This is a genomic window from Ornithinibacillus sp. 4-3, assembly GCF_040958695.1.
Lineage (GTDB): Bacteria > Bacillota > Bacilli > Bacillales > Amphibacillaceae > CALAMD01.
The window spans coordinates 1,893,196-1,913,320 of the sequence record NZ_CP162599.1 but is presented as its reverse complement, the minus strand read 5'-3'; the positions used below and the strand labels follow the sequence as shown (position 1 = coordinate 1,913,320).

Here is a 20,125-nt window from a genome sequence, read left to right as displayed (position 1 = left end):
TCTTATTAGAAGTTATTATTAGAATCAATTTTTAAACGATATCTAAAGATAATCCTTGGTATACTGCTATTTTAATTACATAAGATAGAAGTTTTTAATTGATTTAGGAGGGCTAATTATGCATGAAGAATTAGGAAATGATTTAGTGAATTTTAATGTTGGTGATACAGTTACAGGAACTGTAGTGAAATTAGAAGATAAACAAGTTCTTGTTGATATCGGCTTCAAAAGTGAAGGTATCTTACCAATTGGCGAACTATCAAATGTACATGTAGAATCTCCAGATGAAGTAGTGAGTGTTGGAGATGAAATTGAATTGATTGTTAAGAAAGTTGATGATGATGAGATTGTTCTTTCTAAAAAAGCAGTAGATGCTGAAAAAGCATGGGAAGAGTTAACTCAGAAATTTGAAGATGGTACAGTGTTTGATACAACTGTAAAAGAAGTAGTTAAAGGTGGTCTTGTTGTAAATATTGGTTTACGTGGATTCATACCTGCTTCTTTAGTAGAAACTTATTTTGTTGATGATTTTTCTGACTATGTTGGGAAAACATTATCTGTGAAAATTGTTGATCTAGATCGCGAACAAAATCGCATTATTCTTTCTCATCGTGCAGTTGTTGAAGAAGAGGCGAATGAGAAAAAAGGGCAGTTATTAGAAACACTAGAAGAAGGGCAAGTTTTAGATGGTGTTGTTCAACGACTAACTGACTTTGGTGTATTCGTTGATATTGGCGGAGTTGATGGATTAGTTCATATTTCACAACTTTCACATGAGCACGTAGATAAACCATCTGATGTGGTATCAGAAGGCGATACAATAAAAGTAGAGGTTATTTCTGTTGATCGTGAACATGAAAGAATTTCACTTTCTCATAAGAACACATTACCTGGACCTTGGGTGAATATTTCTGATAAGGTTAAAAACGGTGATGTATTAACTGGAACAGTGAAAAGACTTGCAAACTTCGGTGCTTTTGTTGAAATTTTACCAGGAGTAGAAGGTTTAGTTCATATTTCACAAATTGCAAACCGTCATATTGGTAATCCATCAGAAGTGCTTTCTGTTGCTCAAGAGGTTGATGTGAAAGTACTTCATGTTGATGAAGAAAATCAACGTATTTCTTTAAGTATGAAAGAATTAGAAGAGGATAAAGAGCAAGAAGATTTTAGTGAGTATGAGAAAACAGAAGATCAGTCCAGCTTCCAAATTGGTGATCTAATTGGCGATAAGCTAAATAAATATAAGTAAGCAATTGAAAAAAGAAGCTCTATCAAACTAAACTGGTAGGGCTTTTTTTATATTTCCAATTGAATATTTTGTCTACTCTTATCCCATAATGAAAAATAGAAATACAAAGGGAAGGAAGAGTAAACAATGTCTTCAATAGAGTTATTATATTCATTATGGGCAATTAATAGCATCCTGATATTCTTTTTTATGAAAACTAGTCGAGCTAAATTGATTCTTTTCATTTATTTATTTTTAACGATGATTTCTTCACATATTGTGCTTCATAACGCTTTTCAGCAAGTATCACTTGCATTTTTAATCCTTCTAACAGCATTGCCATTTATTTTATTTATTCATCGTCCTTATTATATGATGATTTCTTCTTTTATCATTTCTATAAGTTATGCAGCTATTTTATTATGGGAGCGAATTAGTCCGATTTGGTTTATTTTAGCCTATCCATTTTTAATCTCTCTTTTCATTTCTTGTATTATTATTATTTTAGTTAAGCCTGTTTATGAGAGGATTATAGCTTTGACAATTGGAATGACAATTGGAGAAATAATAGATGGATTAGTGCTTCATACTTATCATTTGCAAAAGCAGATTGGTAGCCTTTATTTTTTACAAAATCTCTTTCTTAGTCTATTGATTTTGTTAAGTATTCATTTACTACATCGATGCTATATAAAAGCATTTTCTAGGAAGCAGATGGAACAGGATATATACACTTTTAAATCAAGAAAAATCATGTAAAGCGTTTTATAAGATTTGCATAGTAGAGTTCTGTACTAGCTACTTTTCCTTAACAATCATTGTTAAAATAATATTCTTTTGCTAAAATTAGTGGAGCTATGAAAAATAATGAAGAAGAAAGGATGTTCCTTTCATGAGAAAATCAACTGTTGCCATTGTTGGACGACCAAATGTAGGGAAATCAACTATTTTTAATCGTCTTGTTGGCGAAAGAATATCCATTGTAAACGATGTTCCTGGTGTTACTAGGGATAGAATATATGCGGAAGCAGAATGGTTAACGACTACTTTTAATATTATTGACACAGGTGGAATTGAAATAGGTGATGAGCCTTTATTAATACAAATGCGTCATCAAGCAGAAATAGCAATAGAAGAGGCAGATGTTATTCTCTTTATTGTCAATGCTAAAGAGGGTATCACAGCTGCTGATGAAGAGGTTGCTAGAATTCTGTATAAAAGTAATAAACCCGTTGTCCTTGGTGTGAACAAAATGGATAATCCAGAAATGAGAGAAGAGATTTATGAGTATTATTCTTTAGGCTTTGGGGAACCATTTCCTATTTCAGGTTCACATGGGATTGGGCTAGGAGATATGTTAGATGCTGTGATTGCACATTTTCCAACACTTGATGCTGAGCCAGTAAATAAAGAGGTAATCTATTTTAGCTTAATTGGTCGACCAAATGTCGGGAAATCGTCATTAGTTAACGCTATTTTAAATGAGGAACGTGTTATTGTAAGTAGTATTAGTGGAACAACACGAGATGCTATCGATACACATTTACATAAAGATGGCCAAGATTATGTCATTACAGATACTGCTGGTATGCGCAAGCGTGGAAAAGTATATGAATCTACAGAAAAATACAGTGTGCTACGTGCATTAAAGGCTATTGAACGTTCTGATGTTGTTTTAGTACTAATTGATGCTGAAACAGGCATATTAGAACAGGATAAGCGAATTGCGGGATATGCGCATGAGGCAGGAAGAGCTATTGTTATTGTTGTTAATAAGTGGGATACTGTTAAATCAAGTGATACTGCTATGAAGGAATTTGAAGCAGAAGTTCGTGATGAATTTCAATTTTTGGATTATGCGCCAATTGTTTATCTATCTGCTAAAACGAAAAAACGTTTGCATACGTTAATTCCTATCATTCGATTAGCTAGTGAGAATCATGTGAAACGAATTCCAACAAGCATGTTAAACGATGTGATTATGGATGCCATAGCAGTTTATCCAGCTCCAACAGTGAAAGGGAATCGTTTGAAAATATTATATGTCACACAGGTGTCTGTACAGCCACCTAGCTTTGCTGTATTTGTAAATGATCCTGAATTAATGCATTTTTCATACAAAAGATTTTTAGAAAATCGTATACGTGAAGCATTTGATTTTACAGGTACACCAATTAAAATATTTGCACGTAAACGAGATTAAGGGGAAGATAATCGATGAAAAAAATTGCGGTTTTAGGTGCTGGTAGCTGGGGAACAGCACTTAGTATTGTCTTAGCTGATAATGGACATGATGTCCGTCTATGGACACATCGTAAGGAACAAGCCGAGGAAATTAATTCTACAAGAAAAAATGAAAAATATTTAGATAATGTTACTTTGCCAGAAAATATTATTGCTTATGGAGACCTGGCTGCAGCTGTAAAAGATGTGGAAGTAATTCTTTTAGTTATTCCATCAAAAGCCATTCGTCAAGTGTGTCAGCAATTGAAGGAAGTTTGGGATGGTAAGGGAATTATTATCCATGCCACTAAAGGGATTGAACCAGGAACCTTACTTCGGGTTTCCGAAATGATTCATGAGGAATTACCTAGTTATCCGTACGCGGATATAGTTGTCCTTTCTGGACCTAGTCATGCTGAAGAAGTGGCACTAAGACAGCCGACAACTGTTACAGTATCAGCCATTAATAAAGAAATTTCTAAATTTGCACAGGATTTATTTATCAATGAAGCTTTCCGTGTCTATACAAGTTCAGATATTATTGGTATAGAATTAGGTGGTTCACTTAAAAATGTTATTGGTTTAGGTGCAGGGATTTCTAATGGTCTTGGTTATGGGGATAATGCAAAGGCTGCTTTAATTACTAGAGGTCTTGCTGAAATATCTCGCTTAGGAACATCGTTAGGTGCCAATCCTTTGACATTTTTGGGGCTCTCTGGTGTAGGAGATCTAGTTGTAACTTGTACAAGTGTACATAGCCGAAACTGGAGAGCAGGAAACTTGTTAGGATCTGGGAAAAGTTTGGATGAGATACTTCAACAAATGGGCATGGTTGTAGAAGGTGTAAGTACAACGAAAGCTGCCTATCAGCTTGCAGAAAAGCAAGGAATTGAAATGCCGATAACATCAGGGCTTTATGATGTATTATTTAATGATAAAGATCCAAAGACGGTTGTTGAGCATTTAATGAATCGTGATAAAAAAGCAGAAATGAAGGATATTTAATCTTTGATGGAAAATCATATAAACGACTAACACAGCTCCTCTTTTCTCTGCATATACTACGTTTGAGTAAACATGTAGGGAGGAGAGCTTGTGAGCCAAGAAAAAAAAGGAATATTTGACCGTATTCAAAAAGAAACAAATATTCGACCTGAGGAAATATATCGAATAGCTGCATCTGTGAAAAATGCAGATTTTTCGAATGAACAAACGGTTAGAAATTTAGTTCAACAAATTTCAAGTATGGCAGGGAAAAGAATTTCTTCAGAAAAAGAGAAGAAAATTGTTGAATCTATTACCAATAATAAAATCCCAGATGATGTACAAGGATTGAATCGTCTATTCAAACAGTAGCTAGTAGTAGGCGTTTTGAGTATACCGTAATTAATCCATATGCATAAAATACATTGCACAAGTATTCATGGATAGAGTTGCTATAGGTGTTATTTAGTCATGCTGGGATGAAGCTTGCCCCCTTCATTCCAGTTTTTTTATCTTTATTTGGTAAAATAACCCGTTCCTATATTTTAGAGGAGGACAAGTTTCTCTAATTTTATTTTTTTCTATCATATATAAAAATAACTTCATGTTATAAAACGAGGTGAATAAAATGAGTCTTTCTATGCTTAAAATGTGGGTTTCCTTTGCTGGAATCATCTTATTATTTGTAGCAGTAGGCTTTATTTATTTAAGTAGGTACAAGCTTAAAGGAATTTTATCAGTAATCTTTGCTATTATTGCTTATTTATCATTTATTATAGCTGCACTTATTATCTTTTATATCGTGTTTAGTGGCCCAACTGGATAAATAAGTATTAACCAAAATGGAGGAAATGAATCGTGTTTACATATACAAAGAAGGTATTTTTCCTAATTCTGATCATACTTTTGCTTAGTGGCTGTATGTATCCAAAGAGTGAATTAGCTCAAAATCAAGTGCCAAATGAAGCGCAAATGGAAATGGTTCAAAGTGCAGTCTTGCAGTATCAGGAGCAGACAAATGGACTACTTCCCATTAAAACAAAGCCAGCTGAAACTCCAATTTTTGAAAAATACTTGATTGATTTTAGTTTGTTAAGAGAACGTGGGATTTTAACAGAAATTCCAGGGAGTGCTTTTGAAAATGGTGGATATTACCAATATGTGATTATTACGCCTGAGGAAGATCCACGAGTTCGTGTCATTGATTTAAGGGCAACAGAAGCACTTCGACAAATTGTTGTGAAATTAGATATTTATCGTTCTCAAAATACTTATCCGCCATTTGGTCAGGAATTAATCTCTGGTGTGCATCGTGTAAATGAGGAGCTTTTAAAGCTGGATAGTTATCCTTATGTGACAAGTCCTTATTCACAAGAAAATTTGCCAATCATTATGGATACGAATGGTGATTTGTATATTGATTATAGTATTGATTTACAGAAAGCAATAAATGAATTTGATCATTCCTTCCAACCAGGGGACGATATTCGTATGATTATTGCAGAAAATACACCATTTGTTCCAGCGTACTCTTTACCTTATACAATCGATGAAAATGGTGATGTTATTTTTTTAAAAGAGTAATAGGAATGAAAAGATCTACTACAGCATATATTGCTTGTAGTAGATCTTTTTTCTTCATTTAGCAGAATCATTTCGCCTCTTCTAGATATCACAATTATTTCGTGATAAACCTGAAAAAAAATAAAAACAATCATTTTGAGGTGCTAATTGATGCATATTTTGTTTGGACAAATTCATAGAATGTAAGAAAGAAGGGTTTAGAAGGTAGGAGGAGAGAACTTGAAAAAGGTAGATATATTTAAAGATATTTCTAAACGAACAAACGGAGATATTTATTTAGGAGTTGTCGGTGCTGTTCGAACAGGGAAGTCCACATTTATTAAGAAGTTTTTAGAATTAGCCGTTATTCCAAATATTCAAGATGAAAGTGAAAGAGTGCGAACACTTGATGAAATACCACAAAGTGCATCTGGAAGAACAGTCATGACAACAGAACCTAAATTTGTGCCAAATCAAGCAGTTTCTGTGCATGTAGAAGAAGGTCTAGATGTAAATATTCGTTTAGTAGACTGTGTAGGATATGCAGTTGAAGGGGCAAAAGGATTTGAAGATGAAGATGGTCCACGAATGATTCATACACCATGGTATGAAGAAGCTATACCTTTTCATGATGCTGCAGAGATTGGTACGCGTAAGGTAATTCAAGAACATTCAACAATTGGTGTTATTATTACTACAGACGGTACTATTGGAGATATTCCCCGGGAAAATTACATCGAAGCAGAACAAAAAATTGTTGAGGAATTAAAAGAAGTTGGAAAACCCTTTATTATGGTAGTTAATTCCCTACGTCCGTCTGCTGAAGAAACAATTTTACTTCGAGACCAGCTGATTAAGGAATATGATATCCCCGTCCTGGCAATGAGTGTGGAATCAATGAGTGAACGAGAGGTATTCAGTGTCCTAAAAGAGGCTTTATACGAGTTCCCAGTATTAGAAGTGAATGTGAATTTACCTAATTGGGTGATGGTACTTAATGAAGAGCATTGGTTGAGAAAGAATTACCAAGAAGCTATTCATACGAACATTAAAAACATTAAACGCTTGCGCGATGTAGATGAGATTGTTCAGCAGTTTTCAGAATTCGAATATATTGAACATGCTGCACTTGCTAGTATGGAATTAGGAGAAGGAATAGCTGAAATAGATCTACAATCCCCGAACTCTTTATATGAGCAAATTTTAAAAGAAATAGTGGGTGAAGAGATTAGAGGGAAGGATCATTTACTTGAATTGATGCAGAGCTATGCTTATGCGAAAAGGGAATATGATCAAGTTGCAAGTGCATTACAAATGGTGAAACAGACAGGATATGGGATTGCCGCTCCATCCGTAGAAGATATGATTCTAGATGAACCTGAGATTATTAAACATGGCTCAAGATTTGGTGTTCGATTGAAAGCTGATGCACCATCCATTCATATGATTAAGGTAGATGTAGAATCTGAATTTGCACCGATTATTGGTACAGAAAAGCAAAGTGAAGAATTAGTTCGTTATTTAATGCAAGACTTTGAAGAAGATCCACTATCCATTTGGGATTCAGATATATTTGGAAGATCGCTAAGCTCGATTGTTCGTGAAGGTATCCAAGCTAAAATATCACAAATGCCAGAATCAGCTCGATACAAGCTAAAAGATACGTTGGAAAGAATCATAAATGAAGGATCAGGCGGTTTGATTGCGATTATTTTATAAAACGAATATATATTTATAATAAATGAGAGATGGTACTAATGTTTGTACCATCTCTTATTTTTGTAGTAAAATAGTATGAAATTACAGTATGTATTTTAGTTTTATCAAGGTAAAAAACATTAAATTTGTATTTCAATGCAAAAAAACCGCAGAATATTGTTGAATTTTATGCGATTGTCAGTTAATATAAGCATTGTCACACATTGAATTAGTGGACACTGAAGTATAAAATCAAGAAATTTGGTGAACAAATGTATATTATGATTATTCATTTGTTCTAAATTGATTTCATCATGCTAAGGAGGTGACTGTTTTGAATAAAACAGATTTAGTTAATGCCGTTGCGGAAGCAAGCGAACTTTCTAAAAAAGATGCTGGTAAAGCAGTTGACGCAGTTTTCCAAGCTATCACTGATTCTCTAGCTTCTGGAGAAAAAGTACAAATCATTGGTTTTGGAAACTTTGAAGTACGTGATCGTGCAGCTCGTAAAGGACGTAATCCACAAACAGGAGAAGAAATCGAAATTCCTGCAAGTAAAGTTCCTGCATTTAGAGCTGGGAAAGCCCTAAAAGATGCCGTAAAATAATTACATAGGGCGATAAAAGGGTGCGTGTATACGTACCCTTTTTTCTTGCTTATAATTCTGCCTTTATCTGGCAGAAATTTTTCTTTTAGAAAGAAGCAAGTTTTATATAAAGCTCTTTAGTTGATGTTATAAATTTTTACCGCAACATAATTACACTAAAGCGTAATGGTTGATAATAGATTAAGGTTGGATGTAGGATTAGATTTAGTATCGTTTGTAAAAATAATCTTGGTATTACGCTCTTCTAAATCAATCCATTCGCATTTAAGTAGGAGTATTTAAATATATGGAAAATAATTATTCGAAATCAGATTTTTTTGTTATTAAAGCAATGGAAGACGGTGTAAATGTAATTGGATTAACACGAGGAACTGACACGCGTTTTCATCATGCTGAAAAACTAGACGCAGATGAGATTATGATTGCTCAATTCACAGAGCATACTTCTGCAATAAAGGTTCGAGGAAAAGCACTTATCCAAACAAGTCATGGAGAAATTACGAATGGCTAGATGATTTAGCATGGTATGTATGAAAATTCCATGTCAATGCAACAGCCAAGTGTGTTATAATAACAATGATATACTGAATTAGCTTAAAGTAAAAAAATCATGCTGTGGGAGTATTTATCAAATCCTCTTATCCGATTCCATGTAACAGGTAGATGAAATCGTTTATTGGATGATTAATTAGCATGCTGAAAAGACGCTGGACGAGGTTTGGACATGTTTTAAACATTCTTGCTGGAGGAGAATCTTCTGCTCGTTTAAGTAGCATATTTCGAGAATTACCTCTACTACAATAGATCAAATCATTTTGATTCGTTCAGATTTTCCTTTTACAGAATATCTGTTTCAGCCTCATGAATGAAGCATATCGCTCATCAATTCTATATACATATCATTATTACCCCGCAGTTATAGTTCAGCTAGATTACATGTAAATGTGTTGTATCTTGACTAATGTGTCCGAGAATAACGAAAGGCTTTAGGTGATTAATTTGAATACATCTCCACTTACAAATAAACAATTAAAAGGTTGTATCGAAAAAAAAATAAAACATCACTTCATCGACCAATTTATCGATCATCCTGTCATTGATGAGGAAAAACTGAGCTTATTATCGATGATTTTATCGAATACACCTCTTTCGTTAGAAAAACAACAGCAGTATATTGTGGCTACAATGCTCGTACAGTTGGCACTAGATACACATGATATTGTTGAAGAGCAAACGAATAACACAACAAAACAATTAACGGTTTTAGCAGGCGATTATTATAGTGGACTTTATTATTTATTATTATCTGAAATAGAGGAATTGGATTTTATTCATACCCTAGCAACTGCTATCCGTGATATTAATGAATTAAAAATGAAAATACATTTAAAAGAAATCAAGTCGATGGAAGAGTATTTATCTACAGTTCAACAAATTAATTCTTTACTTCTGATCCGTGTTGCGAAATATGTAGATCATACTTTGATGGCTAGTATTACTGGAGAATTACTATTTACAAGTAAATTATTACAGGAAAAACAAGAATATCATATGCATGGAAACTCCAAAATTTTAACGGACTATTTACAAGTTTTAAATCTTAATATGGAGCAGACAATTTTAGATGATATTGATCATTTCGTTCTAAAGAACACTACAAAAATAGATTCCTTTGTTTTTCCATCTTCTTTTCAGCTTTCGGCACTACACGAAAATATACAAAGCATACTAAATCCATTAGTAGCACATGTGGAAGAAGGTTAATGTAATGCAAGAACAAACAAAAGAAGAACGTGTACATCATGTGTTTGAAAAAATCTCAGATCGCTATGATTTATTGAATTCCATTATCTCGTTTAATCGTCATGTAGCTTGGCGTAAGGATGTTATGAAGCGAATGGAAGTACAAGAAGGCGAAAAAGCTTTAGATGTTTGCTGTGGAACTGGTGATTGGTCATTTGCATTAGCAGACCAGGTAGGACCAACAGGGGAAGTTATTGGTTTAGACTTTAGTAAAAACATGCTGAAAGTTGCTGAAGATCGAAAAGCACAAAGTGATCGTCCCTTTGAGCAATTGCAGTTTGTTCATGGAAATGCGATGGAGCTACCATTTGAAGATAATACATTCGATTATGTAACCATAGGCTTTGGCCTTAGAAATGTGCCAGATTATATAACTGTTTTAAGCGAACTTTACCGTGTTGTTAAACCTGGTGGGAAAGTAATCTGTTTAGAAACTTCTCAGCCAACATTAATTGGATATAGGCAATTATATTATTTTTATTTCCGATTCATCATGCCTGTACTAGGAAAGGTATTTGCAAAAAGCTATAAAGAATATGCATGGCTTCATGAATCAGCAAAATCATTTCCAGATAAGAAAAAATTAAAAGAGATGTTTGAACAGGTTGGATTCTCAAAAGTTCATATAAAAAGCTATTCTGGTGGAGTAGCTGCAATGCATATGGGGTTTAAAGCATAAAAAGAATGTATTTCAGGATAATTAGATATAAAGCAAGCTAATACTTTAAAATAGCGGGTATAGCCTATTAATTCGCAACAAACCGTTTTTAAATTGGATAACGATAAAAGGTGACATGAATGAAACTTGCAAAAACGTATGGATATTTGAGAAAAGACTTACAATCTATTGAAGATGCTTTACATGATTCCATTCAAGCCAATCATGAAGTGCTTAGAAAAACATCTTCTCAATTGTTAAAAGCCGGGGGGAAAAGAATACGCCCTGTTTTTGTTCTGTTATCTGGTCAGTTAGGTAGCAATTATGATAAAGAACAAGTAAAAACAGCTGCAGTTGCTTTAGAACTCATCCATATGGCTACACTAGTACATGATGATGTTGTTGACAATTCTGAACTTCGTAGAGGAAAACCAACGATTAAGCATATATACGGTGACCAAATAGCGATGTATACAGGGGACTATATTTTAGCAAAAGCTTTAGAAAACATCTTGCAAATTAGAAACCCTAAAGTTCATCAACTACTTTCTAAAACCATTGTAGAAGTGTGTATTGGAGAGATTGAACAAATTGAGCAGAAATTTAATTGGGATCAGCAATTAAGAGATTATCTTCGTCGTATTAAACGTAAAACAGCTCTATTAATTGCAACAAGCTGTAAACTAGGTGCAATTGTTTCAGATGCAACAGAGAGACAAGCGCATCATTTATATAAATATGGTTATTATATTGGCATGTCATTTCAAATTATTGATGACATTCTTGATTTCACTGCATCTGTGAAAGAATTAGGTAAACCAACAGGTGGTGACCTTATCCAAGGACATATTACATTGCCAATTCTCATTGCAAAACAGAATCCAGCATTTGATGAATTATTGAGAAAAACATTCACAGATCCGACAAATGTAACAGAGGAACAGCTGGATCATATTTTAACAGCATTACATCAAACAAACGCAATTGAAAAGGCCTATGAAATGAGTGAAAAGTATTTACAGAAAGCTTTAGAAGCTTTGGATATTCTTCCAGATTATAAAGCGAAAAAAATTCTGATAGATATTGCAAAAGCAATCGGTAAAAGACGTTCATAAGTAGCAATTGAAACTTTTTGCATAATTTGGTACGATTTTACTGGTAAATAAAAAAACACAAACTATTAAAGAGGTGCAATGATGGAAAAAACATTCCTAATGGTAAAACCAGATGGCGTTCAACGTAATTTAATTGGAGAAGTTGTAGCAAAATTTGAAAATAAAGGTTTTAAATTAGTTGGAGCTAAACTAATGCAAATCCCTAATGAGCTTGCAGAAGAGCATTATGGTGAACATAAAGAAAGACCTTTCTTTGGTGAATTAGTTGAATTTATTACTTCTGGACCAGTTTTTGCTATGGTTTGGGAAGGTGAGAATGTTATTAAAACTGCACGTAATATGATGGGTGCTACTAATCCAGCTGATGCGGCTCCTGGAACTATCCGTGGAGATTTCGGATTAACAGTAGGTAAGAATGTTATTCATGGTTCTGATTCACCAGAAAGTGCAGAAAGAGAAATTAACTTATTCTTTAATGAATCAGAATTAACTACTTACGATAAACAAGATAGTGCTTGGATTTATTAATTAATAAGAAAAGGAAAATTTTATATTTTTCTTGCTAAAGATGTAAAGTCTCCGTTTTCTAAACGGAGCTTTTTTTGCAAGTAGAAAAGTTTCTACGGTAGAGGCATCATTAAAGCTCATAATCAATTTGCTTTAATATGCTGAGTGGGGGGATAGGGTAATGACCAATGACTATAAACAATTTACCCAACAAATACATACAAAAATTGGGATTAATTTAAATTTATACAAAGAATCTCAAATGAAAAGACGCTTAGATGCATTACGGATAAAAAGGGGTTTTCAGAATTACGATAGTTATTTCCAAGCATTAAATAAAGATGTGAAATTATTAAAAGAATTTACAGATCGTATTACAATTAATGTATCGGAATTTTATCGCAATCCTAAACGATGGGAAACACTTCAACATAAAGTATTACCTTACTTGATGACGGATAGGAAAAAGCTTACGATTTGGAGTGCTGCCTGTTCTACAGGAGAAGAGCCTTATAGTTTAGCCATACTATTAACCAAATACTTTCCTGAGATCACTTTTGAGATTATCGCAACAGATTTAGATGATATCGTGCTGCGTAAGGCTAAACAAGGCATATATCAAGAATCTGCTTTAAATGATTTACCTTCAGAGTTAAAAAGAGAGTTTTTTATAGAAAAACATGGACTATTTCATATTGATTCTATCTTAAAGCGCAATATTACTTTTAAACAACATAATTTATTAGCAGATCATTATCCTCGTAATATGGATTTAATTGTATGTCGTAATGTATTAATTTATTTTACGGATGAAGCTAAAAAGCAAGTGTATAGGAATTTTGCTAATGCGTTACGTAAGAATGGAATATTATTTGTGGGGAGTACAGAACAGATCTTTAACCCTGCGCAATTTAATTTTTCTATTTTTGATTCCTTTTTTTACGAAAAAACGAGATAGATTTGAAAATAAATAAATGTGTAAAACTTAGATAAATACATAGAAAATAAGGAAAACAATATTATCAACATTCAATATATGATATATTAAATTTTAATTAATAGAAAATAAGGGGGAAGGTTGCATGAGATATTTAACAGCAGGAGAATCCCATGGTAAGCAACTTACTACAATAATTGAAGGTATACCAGCTAGAATGCCAATCAATCAAGAAGACATCAATGATTCGCTACTTCGCCGTCAAAAAGGCTATGGTCGTGGTAGACGTATGCAAATAGAAAAAGACCTTGTAGAAATTATGAGTGGAGTAAGACATGGTTATACACTTGGTTCTCCAATTTCATTAGTTGTAAAAAATGATGATTTTAAGCATTGGACTAAAATTATGGGAGAAGATCCTGTCGATGAGGATGCAAACATTCGTCGTGTTGTAACAAGAGCGCGTCCAGGACATGCAGATTTAAACGGAGCATTAAAGTATGGGCATCGTGATATGCGTAATGTTCTTGAGCGTTCTTCAGCACGTGAAACGACTGTACGTGTTGCAGCAGGAGCTGTTGCAAAAATTCTACTTCGTCAGTTAGGGATTGAAGTATCTGGATATGTGAAAGAAATTGCTGGGATTAAAGCAGAAGAAATTACGGGACTTTCTGCTAAAGAGCGTTTGGAAATATCAGAAGCTTCTCCAGTGAGAACATTAGATAAGAATGTAGAACAACAAATGATGGATGCTATTGATAAAGCAAAAGCAGATGGAGACTCTATTGGGGGCGTTTGTGAGGTTTATGTAGAAGGTATGCCACCAGGAGTTGGTTCTTATGTTCACTATGATCGTAAATTAGATGGAATTATTGGTGGAAGTGTACTTAGTATTAATGCCTTTAAAGGTGTCGAATTTGGTATTGGGTTTGAAGCCGCTCGTAAAAACGGTAGCGAAGTTCATGATGAAATTGCTTGGAGTGAGGAAGAGGGATACTACCGTAAATCAAACCGTTTAGGTGGTTTTGAAGGTGGAATGACTACAGGTATGCCAATTGTAGTAAAAGGAGTTATGAAGCCGATTCCAACACTATATAAACCTTTACAAAGTGTTGACATTGAAACGAAAGAACCTTTCAATGCAAGTATTGAACGCTCTGATTCTTGTGCAGTTCCAGCAGCAGCGGTAGTGATGGAGCATGTTGTAGCATTTGAATTAGCTAAAGCATTAACAAACCAATTCACAAGTGATTCATTCCCACAATTGAAAAAAGCGATTGAAGAATTTCGGGAAGCGGCAAGGGTGTTTTAATGGATAATATCATTGTTCAATCTTCATCACATTCCTATCAAATTATTGTAGCAGAAAATATTCGTTTTCAGATTAAAAAATATGTGACGAAGGATTACTCATCAATTATGGTAGTAACAGATGATCAAGTTGCTAAATTATATTTAGATGATATTTTAAGCAATTTTTCTGACGATCAGGTGTACTCTGTCATTATTCCTTCTGGTGAGCAATCTAAAAGCTTTGAAACCTATTATAAATTGCAAACTGAAGCATTAAAACATAAGTTAGATAGAAAATCTTTGATTATAGCATTAGGCGGAGGGGTAGTAGGTGATCTTGCTGGATTTGTAGCTGCTACTTTCCTTCGAGGAATTGATTATATTCAAGTACCAACAACCATTTTAGCGCATGATAGTAGTGTAGGTGGTAAAGTTGCAATCAATCATGAATTAGGAAAAAATCTAATTGGTAGTTTCTATCCACCAGTGGCTGTAATTTATGATGTAGAAACATTGAATTCATTAAGTCCTAGTGAAATTCGTTCAGGATATGCAGAATTAGTAAAAGAAGCACTTATCTCTAATGCCTATTTCTTTGAGGAAATTCTAGCAACTAATCTTGCTGATTTATCCAATCAAGTACTTATTGATCATTTGAAAAAAGGGATTCGTGTAAAAGCTGAAATTGTAGAATCTGATGAAAAAGAAGCGGGAATTCGAAAATTCTTAAATCTAGGTCATACACTAGCACATGCATTGGAAGCAGAATTAGGATATGGTGTCATTACACATGGAGAAGCGGTTGCAATAGGGACACTTTTCGCTATGAGTGTTAGTGAAGAGACATTTGATGTGACATTGCCATATGAGGAGTTTAAGCAATGGCTGATAGAAAATGAATATCCTTTGCAATTACCAAGCTTAGATATTGAAAAATTAATCCATATCATGAAATTAGATAAAAAAGTAGTTAATCATAAAATTCAAATGGTTTTAATGAAAGCCATTGGACAGCTTGTTGTTGTTGAAATAGATGATGAGAAATTGCACTGCTTTTTAAAAAAATTTATAAGTGAGTTGATGGATAAATGACACGTGGTGTTCGTGGAGCGACAACTGTTGTAAATAATGAAGCAAATGAAATTTTAGAAAACACGAAAGCTTTACTTCAAGAAATGATTGAAAAAAATAATATTATACCTGCATCTGTTTCACATGTTTTTGTTTCTGTAACAAGTGATATAGATGCTGTCTTCCCTGCAAAATCAATTCGCGAATTTCCTGGTTGGAAATATGTTCCTGTCATGTGTATGCGTGAAATCGATGTACCAAATAGTTTAGAAAAATGCATCCGAATCATGATGGTAGTAAATACAGCTAAAAGTCAGCAAGATATCCAACATATTTTTCAAAAAGAAGCGATTCGCTTGCGTCCTGATCTAGTGGAAGAGGAAGAATAAAGAAGTAAGAGGTTTTAAATAAACAAGAATTAAACAAATAAAGAGGTATCTCATGAAATATAAAATTTTAATTGCTGGTCTTGGACTAATTGGTGGTTCAATAGCTAAAGCAATCGGTAAAGCCAATCAACATACCATTATTGGTTATGACACAAATGAAGACACAATTAAGTTTGCTCGTGAAAATAATATTATTCAGGAATCATATCCTACATTTACAGAGGCTGCTACACATGCAGATATTATTTTTCTTGCTGCACCTATTTCAAAAACAATTGGGTTAATGGAACAATTAAATGCAATTGAATTTGATCATCATGTCATCGTAACAGATGTTTCTTCTGTTAAAGGTTCTATTATTGATACTGCTCAGCATTTATCAAACAAGAACATTTCTTTTATCGGCGGTCATCCGATGGCTGGTTCTCATAAAAACGGTATTCGAGCAGCGAAGGAGCATCTTTTTGAGAATGCGATGTATATTTTAACACCGACGACAGCATGCTCGGAAAAACATGTTGATACACTAAAAGAGGTTTTAAAAGAGACCAAAAGTCATTTTGTCGTTTTAAATCCACAAGAACATGATGAAATGACAAGTGTAGTATCACATTTTCCGCATTTAATAGCCGCTTCATTAGTGCATCAGGCAAGAAGATGGCAAGAAACACATGCATATCTACCGGAATTAGCTGCAGGTGGATTTAGAGATATTACAAGAATTGCGTCAAGTAATCCAGAAATGTGGCAAGATATTTTCTATCACAATGGTTCTAAAATGACTCAGCTTTTAGATGAGTGGATTGTTGAAATGCAGACATTAAAGAATGTTTTGGAGCAGAATGATAAGGATAAAATGACGACCTATTTACATCAAGCCAAAAGCTATCGTGATGGATTAAATAATACGAAACGTGGAGCACTTCCGTCTTACTTTGATTTATATGTCGATGTAAAAGACCAACCAGGAGCAATTGCATCTGTTGCTCAATTGCTTGCTGATAATCAAATCAGTCTTACTAACATTCGCATTTTGGAAATTCGTGACGATATCTTTGGTGCACTTCGCTTATCTGTATCTTCAAAGAAATCTCAGCTTCGTGCCTATGATGTTTTACGTAGTCAAGGCTATGATGTTCAATATAGTGAATGATTCTTTAAAAATGGAGTGGTTCTATATGACAGAAGTAAAATTTCAACCAAGCACAAAAGGTCTTTCTGGAGAAATGGAAGTACCCGGAGATAAATCGATTTCACATCGCGCCATTATGTTTGGTTCCATGGCAACAGGTACAACTAAGATTACTAATTTCCTTCAAAGTGATGATTGTTTACATACTTTAGAAGCATTTCGTTCCTTAGGTGTTGCAATAGAACATCAGGAATCATCAATTACAATTTATGGAAAAGGTATTGATTCTTTTAAAGAACCAACAGTACCAGTTTATTTCGGCAATTCAGGTACCGCAGCTAGATTAATGTTAGGACTTCTAGCAAGTTTGCCTTTTTATACTGTCATTCATGGTGACCCACATTTAACCATACGCCCAATGGATAGAGTGATTATTCCATTAAAAGAAATGGGTGCCTCTATCGATGGAAGAGGAGAAGGTAGCTTACTTCCTTTAGGAATTCGAGGACGGCAGTTAAAAGGCATAGATTATATATTACCTGTGAAGAGCGCACAGGTGAAATCAGCAATTTTAATCGCAGGGTTACTTGCAGATGGTGTAACTAAGGTAACTGAAATAGATACATCAAGAGATCATACAGAAAGAATGTTAACAGCTTTTGGAGCTGAGGTTCATGTGGATGGACTAGAAATTTCTATTCAAGGAAAACAGAAGCTAACTGGAACAAATGTACATGTGCCTGGTGATATATCTTCTGCAGCTTTCTTTATTGTGGCCGCAGCAATCGTCCCTAATAGTACATTAACAATTAAAAATGTTGGTTTAAATGAAACACGAACAGGTATTATTGATGTTTTACAACAAATGGGAGGAAACATCACTATTTCTAATGAACAAATGATTGGTGGAGAACACTTCGGTGATATAACAGTTAAACATAGTCATTTACGTGGCATAGAAATAAATGGTAAAATAATCCCTAGGTTAATCGATGAAATTCCAATTATTGCATTATTAGCTACACAAGCTGATGGAAAAACTGTCATTACTGATGCAGAAGAATTAAGGGTAAAAGAAACAGATCGTATTGAAGCTACTGTCGATGTTCTAACAACGTTAGGAGCTAAAATTGAACCATTAGAAGATGGTATGATCATTCATGGCAATACAAACTTATCTGGCGGTAAAGTAAAATCCTATAGTGATCATCGTATTGCAATGATGGGAGCAATCGCATCATTGATTGCAAAGGAAGAAGTAATTTTAGATGATGATAGCTCTATTTCTGTTTCCTATCCAAATTTCTTAGAGGATTTACATCAATTAACCCAATCTTAATAAGAAAAGCAAAGAGTGCCCTTACAGACTAAAAACGCGATATCTTATCGCAACGCATAGGGGATACGGATTAAGTACGCCACGTTACGCGAGCAACATCCGCATTAGTACATCCTGTACGTCGTAGTACGCCCTATACGTCGAAAAACCTAGAGATTGCGTTTCCGTTCTTTGGCGCTCCGCTAGACAGCGCTATCTTTGAATAAGCATTACTTTGCGCAATTTTTAATACTTTTTTACTCTAGAACAAAACAGAATCTGCCTAGTTGTAGATTCTATTCTTTTTCCAGAACCGGATTCCTAGAAAGGACGATATTATTTGGAAACCATTCTACATGCGATTCAGCTTCTTGAAAATAATCAAAGTGATCAAGCAATGAATATATTACAGCAATATTATCTGTCGGCATCAGATGATGAGAAATTCGCAATTTGTGAAGTGTATATGCAATGGGGATTCTTGGCAGAAGCTAATGAGGCATTACAAGAACTAATTGATAAATACCCAGATGAAAGCGAATTGAAAATAATGCTGGCGCAGAATTATGTTGAATTAGAGGATGATAAAGCTGCGATTAATATATTAAATAATATTCATGAAGAGGATCCTGCTTATGTTCAAGCACTTTTGCAGCTAGCTGATCTTTATCAAGCTGAAGGATTATTTGAAGTTGCAGAAATGAAGCTTATGATGGCAAAGAAACTTCAGCCTAAAGAAAGTATTATTGACTTTGCTTTAGGGGAATTTTTCTTTTCTACAGGTGAATTTAAACGGGCAATCACTTATTATGAAAAAGTTTTTAAACAACATAAGGAAATTGCTAATATATCAATTATCTCTCGTTTAGCTGAAGCTAATGCAGCATCAGGAGAATATGAAAAAGCGTTAGAATTCTACCAAAAGGTAAAGTCCAATAATCCAAATGAATTATTTAAACATGGATTAACTGCTTTCTATGCAGATCGTAAGGATATCGCCATAAAAGTTTGGGGAAAATTATTAGATATCGATCCGTATTATCATTCTGTATACTATGAATTAGCAACTGCCTATGATGCAGAAGGATTAATTGAAAATGCTTATGAAGTATGTCAGAAAGGCATTGAATTTGACGAACATCATAAGGAATTACAATATTTTGCGGGTGTATTAGCTAATAAATTAAAAGACTTTGAAGCAAGTATGCATTATGTTAAAAAAGCAATTGAATTAGATCCAGATTACCAGGAAGCAATTTTGTTTTTGGTAGAGCTTTTAAAAGAAGATGAGCAGTATACAGAAATTATCGATTTATTAGAGCAAATTCAAGCAGGAGATACAAGTGATCCGCTTTATAGCTGGGAATTAGCTAGAGCTTACTATGAGGAAGATTTTATAGAAAAAGCGGCAGAACAGTATGAAGATGCTTATATGCTACTAGAAGAAGATCCGATATTTTTAAAAGAATATGGATATTTTTTAGCAGAACAAGGAAAATTAACAGAAGCAAATATTGCTTTTACTAAATATTTACAACTAGAACCGTCAGATGAAGAAATGAAAGAATATGTGCAAAGATTAAGTGAGATATAAAT

General features: G+C 34.0%; 21 protein-coding genes. All 21 read left to right on the top strand.

Going from position 1 to position 20,125, the window contains the following annotated elements; all coding sequences use genetic code 11:
* Window positions 1-118: 118 nt before the first annotated feature.
* Window positions 119-1,252 (top strand): 30S ribosomal protein S1, encoded by a 1,134-nt coding sequence (gene rpsA, locus AB4Y30_RS09340; RefSeq protein WP_368651972.1) that lies wholly within the window; start codon window positions 119-121, stop codon window positions 1,250-1,252.
* A 126-nt stretch (window positions 1,253-1,378) separates the two neighbouring features.
* Entirely contained in the window at window positions 1,379-1,990 is a 612-nt protein-coding gene (locus AB4Y30_RS09335) for a hypothetical protein (protein ID WP_368651971.1), read from the top strand.
* 133 nt (window positions 1,991-2,123) lie between these two features.
* Entirely contained in the window at window positions 2,124-3,434 is a 1,311-nt protein-coding gene (gene der, locus AB4Y30_RS09330; RefSeq protein WP_368651970.1) for a ribosome biogenesis GTPase Der, read from the top strand.
* Window positions 3,435-3,448: 14 nt separating this feature from the next.
* Window positions 3,449-4,459 carry an NAD(P)H-dependent glycerol-3-phosphate dehydrogenase gene (locus AB4Y30_RS09325; protein WP_368651969.1) on the top strand — a complete coding sequence of 337 codons (1,011 nt, stop codon included), beginning with the start codon at window positions 3,449-3,451 and terminating at the stop codon, window positions 4,457-4,459.
* A 90-nt stretch (window positions 4,460-4,549) separates the two neighbouring features.
* Window positions 4,550-4,810: a stage VI sporulation protein F gene (locus AB4Y30_RS09320; RefSeq protein ID WP_368651968.1), complete on the top strand. Its 261-nt coding sequence runs from the start codon at window positions 4,550-4,552 to the stop codon at window positions 4,808-4,810.
* Between the two features lie 256 nt (window positions 4,811-5,066).
* Window positions 5,067-5,264, top strand: coding sequence for a DUF2768 domain-containing protein (locus AB4Y30_RS09315; RefSeq protein ID WP_368651967.1), 198 nt, complete (start codon window positions 5,067-5,069; stop codon window positions 5,262-5,264).
* A gap of 32 nt (window positions 5,265-5,296) precedes the next feature.
* On the top strand, window positions 5,297-6,022 hold the full coding sequence (locus AB4Y30_RS09310; RefSeq protein WP_368651966.1) for a hypothetical protein: 726 nt from the start codon (window positions 5,297-5,299) through the stop codon (window positions 6,020-6,022).
* A 219-nt stretch (window positions 6,023-6,241) separates the two neighbouring features.
* Window positions 6,242-7,720, top strand: a complete 1,479-nt coding sequence (gene spoIVA, locus AB4Y30_RS09305) for a stage IV sporulation protein A (RefSeq protein ID WP_368651965.1) — start codon at window positions 6,242-6,244, stop codon at window positions 7,718-7,720.
* Between the two features lie 313 nt (window positions 7,721-8,033).
* Window positions 8,034-8,306 (top strand): HU family DNA-binding protein, encoded by a 273-nt coding sequence (locus tag AB4Y30_RS09300; RefSeq protein WP_368651964.1) that lies wholly within the window; start codon window positions 8,034-8,036, stop codon window positions 8,304-8,306.
* 286 nt (window positions 8,307-8,592) lie between these two features.
* Window positions 8,593-8,817: a trp RNA-binding attenuation protein MtrB gene (gene mtrB, locus AB4Y30_RS09295; protein ID WP_368651963.1), complete on the top strand. Its 225-nt coding sequence runs from the start codon at window positions 8,593-8,595 to the stop codon at window positions 8,815-8,817.
* Window positions 8,818-9,305: 488 nt separating this feature from the next.
* Window positions 9,306-10,070, top strand: a complete 765-nt coding sequence (locus tag AB4Y30_RS09290; protein WP_368651962.1) for a heptaprenyl diphosphate synthase component 1 — start codon at window positions 9,306-9,308, stop codon at window positions 10,068-10,070.
* A gap of 4 nt (window positions 10,071-10,074) precedes the next feature.
* On the top strand, window positions 10,075-10,788 hold the full coding sequence (gene menG, locus AB4Y30_RS09285; RefSeq protein ID WP_368651961.1) for a demethylmenaquinone methyltransferase: 714 nt from the start codon (window positions 10,075-10,077) through the stop codon (window positions 10,786-10,788).
* A 119-nt stretch (window positions 10,789-10,907) separates the two neighbouring features.
* Window positions 10,908-11,882 (top strand): heptaprenyl diphosphate synthase component II, encoded by a 975-nt coding sequence (gene hepT / locus AB4Y30_RS09280; RefSeq protein ID WP_368651960.1) that lies wholly within the window; start codon window positions 10,908-10,910, stop codon window positions 11,880-11,882.
* A gap of 81 nt (window positions 11,883-11,963) precedes the next feature.
* The gene (gene ndk, locus AB4Y30_RS09275) at window positions 11,964-12,410 is read left to right on the top strand and encodes a nucleoside-diphosphate kinase (protein WP_368651959.1); all 447 of its coding nucleotides are present in this window, start codon (window positions 11,964-11,966) and stop codon (window positions 12,408-12,410) included.
* Window positions 12,411-12,570: 160 nt separating this feature from the next.
* A complete protein-coding gene (locus AB4Y30_RS09270; protein ID WP_368651958.1) occupies window positions 12,571-13,347 on the top strand; it encodes a protein-glutamate O-methyltransferase CheR in 777 nt (258 codons plus the stop codon).
* Between the two features lie 124 nt (window positions 13,348-13,471).
* Window positions 13,472-14,638 carry a chorismate synthase gene (aroC, locus tag AB4Y30_RS09265; RefSeq protein ID WP_368651957.1) on the top strand — a complete coding sequence of 389 codons (1,167 nt, stop codon included), beginning with the start codon at window positions 13,472-13,474 and terminating at the stop codon, window positions 14,636-14,638.
* The gene (gene aroB, locus AB4Y30_RS09260; protein WP_368651956.1) at window positions 14,638-15,711 is read left to right on the top strand and encodes a 3-dehydroquinate synthase; all 1,074 of its coding nucleotides are present in this window, start codon (window positions 14,638-14,640) and stop codon (window positions 15,709-15,711) included. Before aroC ends, aroB begins: the two co-directional genes overlap by 1 nt.
* Window positions 15,708-16,079, top strand: coding sequence for a chorismate mutase (gene aroH, locus AB4Y30_RS09255; protein ID WP_368651955.1), 372 nt, complete (start codon window positions 15,708-15,710; stop codon window positions 16,077-16,079). Before aroB ends, aroH begins: the two co-directional genes overlap by 4 nt.
* A gap of 52 nt (window positions 16,080-16,131) precedes the next feature.
* Window positions 16,132-17,232 (top strand): prephenate dehydrogenase, encoded by a 1,101-nt coding sequence (locus AB4Y30_RS09250; protein ID WP_368651954.1) that lies wholly within the window; start codon window positions 16,132-16,134, stop codon window positions 17,230-17,232.
* Window positions 17,233-17,257: 25 nt separating this feature from the next.
* A complete protein-coding gene (gene aroA, locus AB4Y30_RS09245; protein WP_368651953.1) occupies window positions 17,258-18,550 on the top strand; it encodes a 3-phosphoshikimate 1-carboxyvinyltransferase in 1,293 nt (430 codons plus the stop codon).
* Between the two features lie 319 nt (window positions 18,551-18,869).
* On the top strand, window positions 18,870-20,123 hold the full coding sequence (locus AB4Y30_RS09240) for a tetratricopeptide repeat protein (protein ID WP_368651952.1): 1,254 nt from the start codon (window positions 18,870-18,872) through the stop codon (window positions 20,121-20,123).
* The last annotated feature ends 2 nt before the right edge of the window (window positions 20,124-20,125 follow it).

Excerpts from the sequence above, each read along its gene's own strand:
- aroH (WP_368651955.1), top strand. The coding sequence starts at position 15,708 with ATGACACGTGGTGTTCGTGGAGCGACAACTGTTGTAAATAATGAAGCA.
- AB4Y30_RS09250 (WP_368651954.1), top strand. The coding sequence starts at position 16,132 with ATGAAATATAAAATTTTAATTGCTGGTCTTGGACTAATTGGTGGTTCA.
- ndk (WP_368651959.1), top strand. The coding sequence starts at position 11,964 with ATGGAAAAAACATTCCTAATGGTAAAACCAGATGGCGTTCAACGTAAT.
- aroB (WP_368651956.1), top strand. The coding sequence starts at position 14,638 with ATGGATAATATCATTGTTCAATCTTCATCACATTCCTATCAAATTATT.
- hepT (WP_368651960.1), top strand. The coding sequence starts at position 10,908 with ATGAAACTTGCAAAAACGTATGGATATTTGAGAAAAGACTTACAATCT.
- AB4Y30_RS09335 (WP_368651971.1), top strand. The coding sequence starts at position 1,379 with ATGTCTTCAATAGAGTTATTATATTCATTATGGGCAATTAATAGCATC.
- mtrB (WP_368651963.1), top strand. The coding sequence starts at position 8,593 with ATGGAAAATAATTATTCGAAATCAGATTTTTTTGTTATTAAAGCAATG.
- AB4Y30_RS09270 (WP_368651958.1), top strand. The coding sequence starts at position 12,571 with ATGACCAATGACTATAAACAATTTACCCAACAAATACATACAAAAATT.
- aroA (WP_368651953.1), top strand. The coding sequence starts at position 17,258 with ATGACAGAAGTAAAATTTCAACCAAGCACAAAAGGTCTTTCTGGAGAA.
- aroC (WP_368651957.1), top strand. The coding sequence starts at position 13,472 with ATGAGATATTTAACAGCAGGAGAATCCCATGGTAAGCAACTTACTACA.
- AB4Y30_RS09315 (WP_368651967.1), top strand. The coding sequence starts at position 5,067 with ATGAGTCTTTCTATGCTTAAAATGTGGGTTTCCTTTGCTGGAATCATC.
- menG (WP_368651961.1), top strand. The coding sequence starts at position 10,075 with ATGCAAGAACAAACAAAAGAAGAACGTGTACATCATGTGTTTGAAAAA.
- der (WP_368651970.1), top strand. The coding sequence starts at position 2,124 with ATGAGAAAATCAACTGTTGCCATTGTTGGACGACCAAATGTAGGGAAA.
- AB4Y30_RS09325 (WP_368651969.1), top strand. The coding sequence starts at position 3,449 with ATGAAAAAAATTGCGGTTTTAGGTGCTGGTAGCTGGGGAACAGCACTT.
- rpsA (WP_368651972.1), top strand. The coding sequence starts at position 119 with ATGCATGAAGAATTAGGAAATGATTTAGTGAATTTTAATGTTGGTGAT.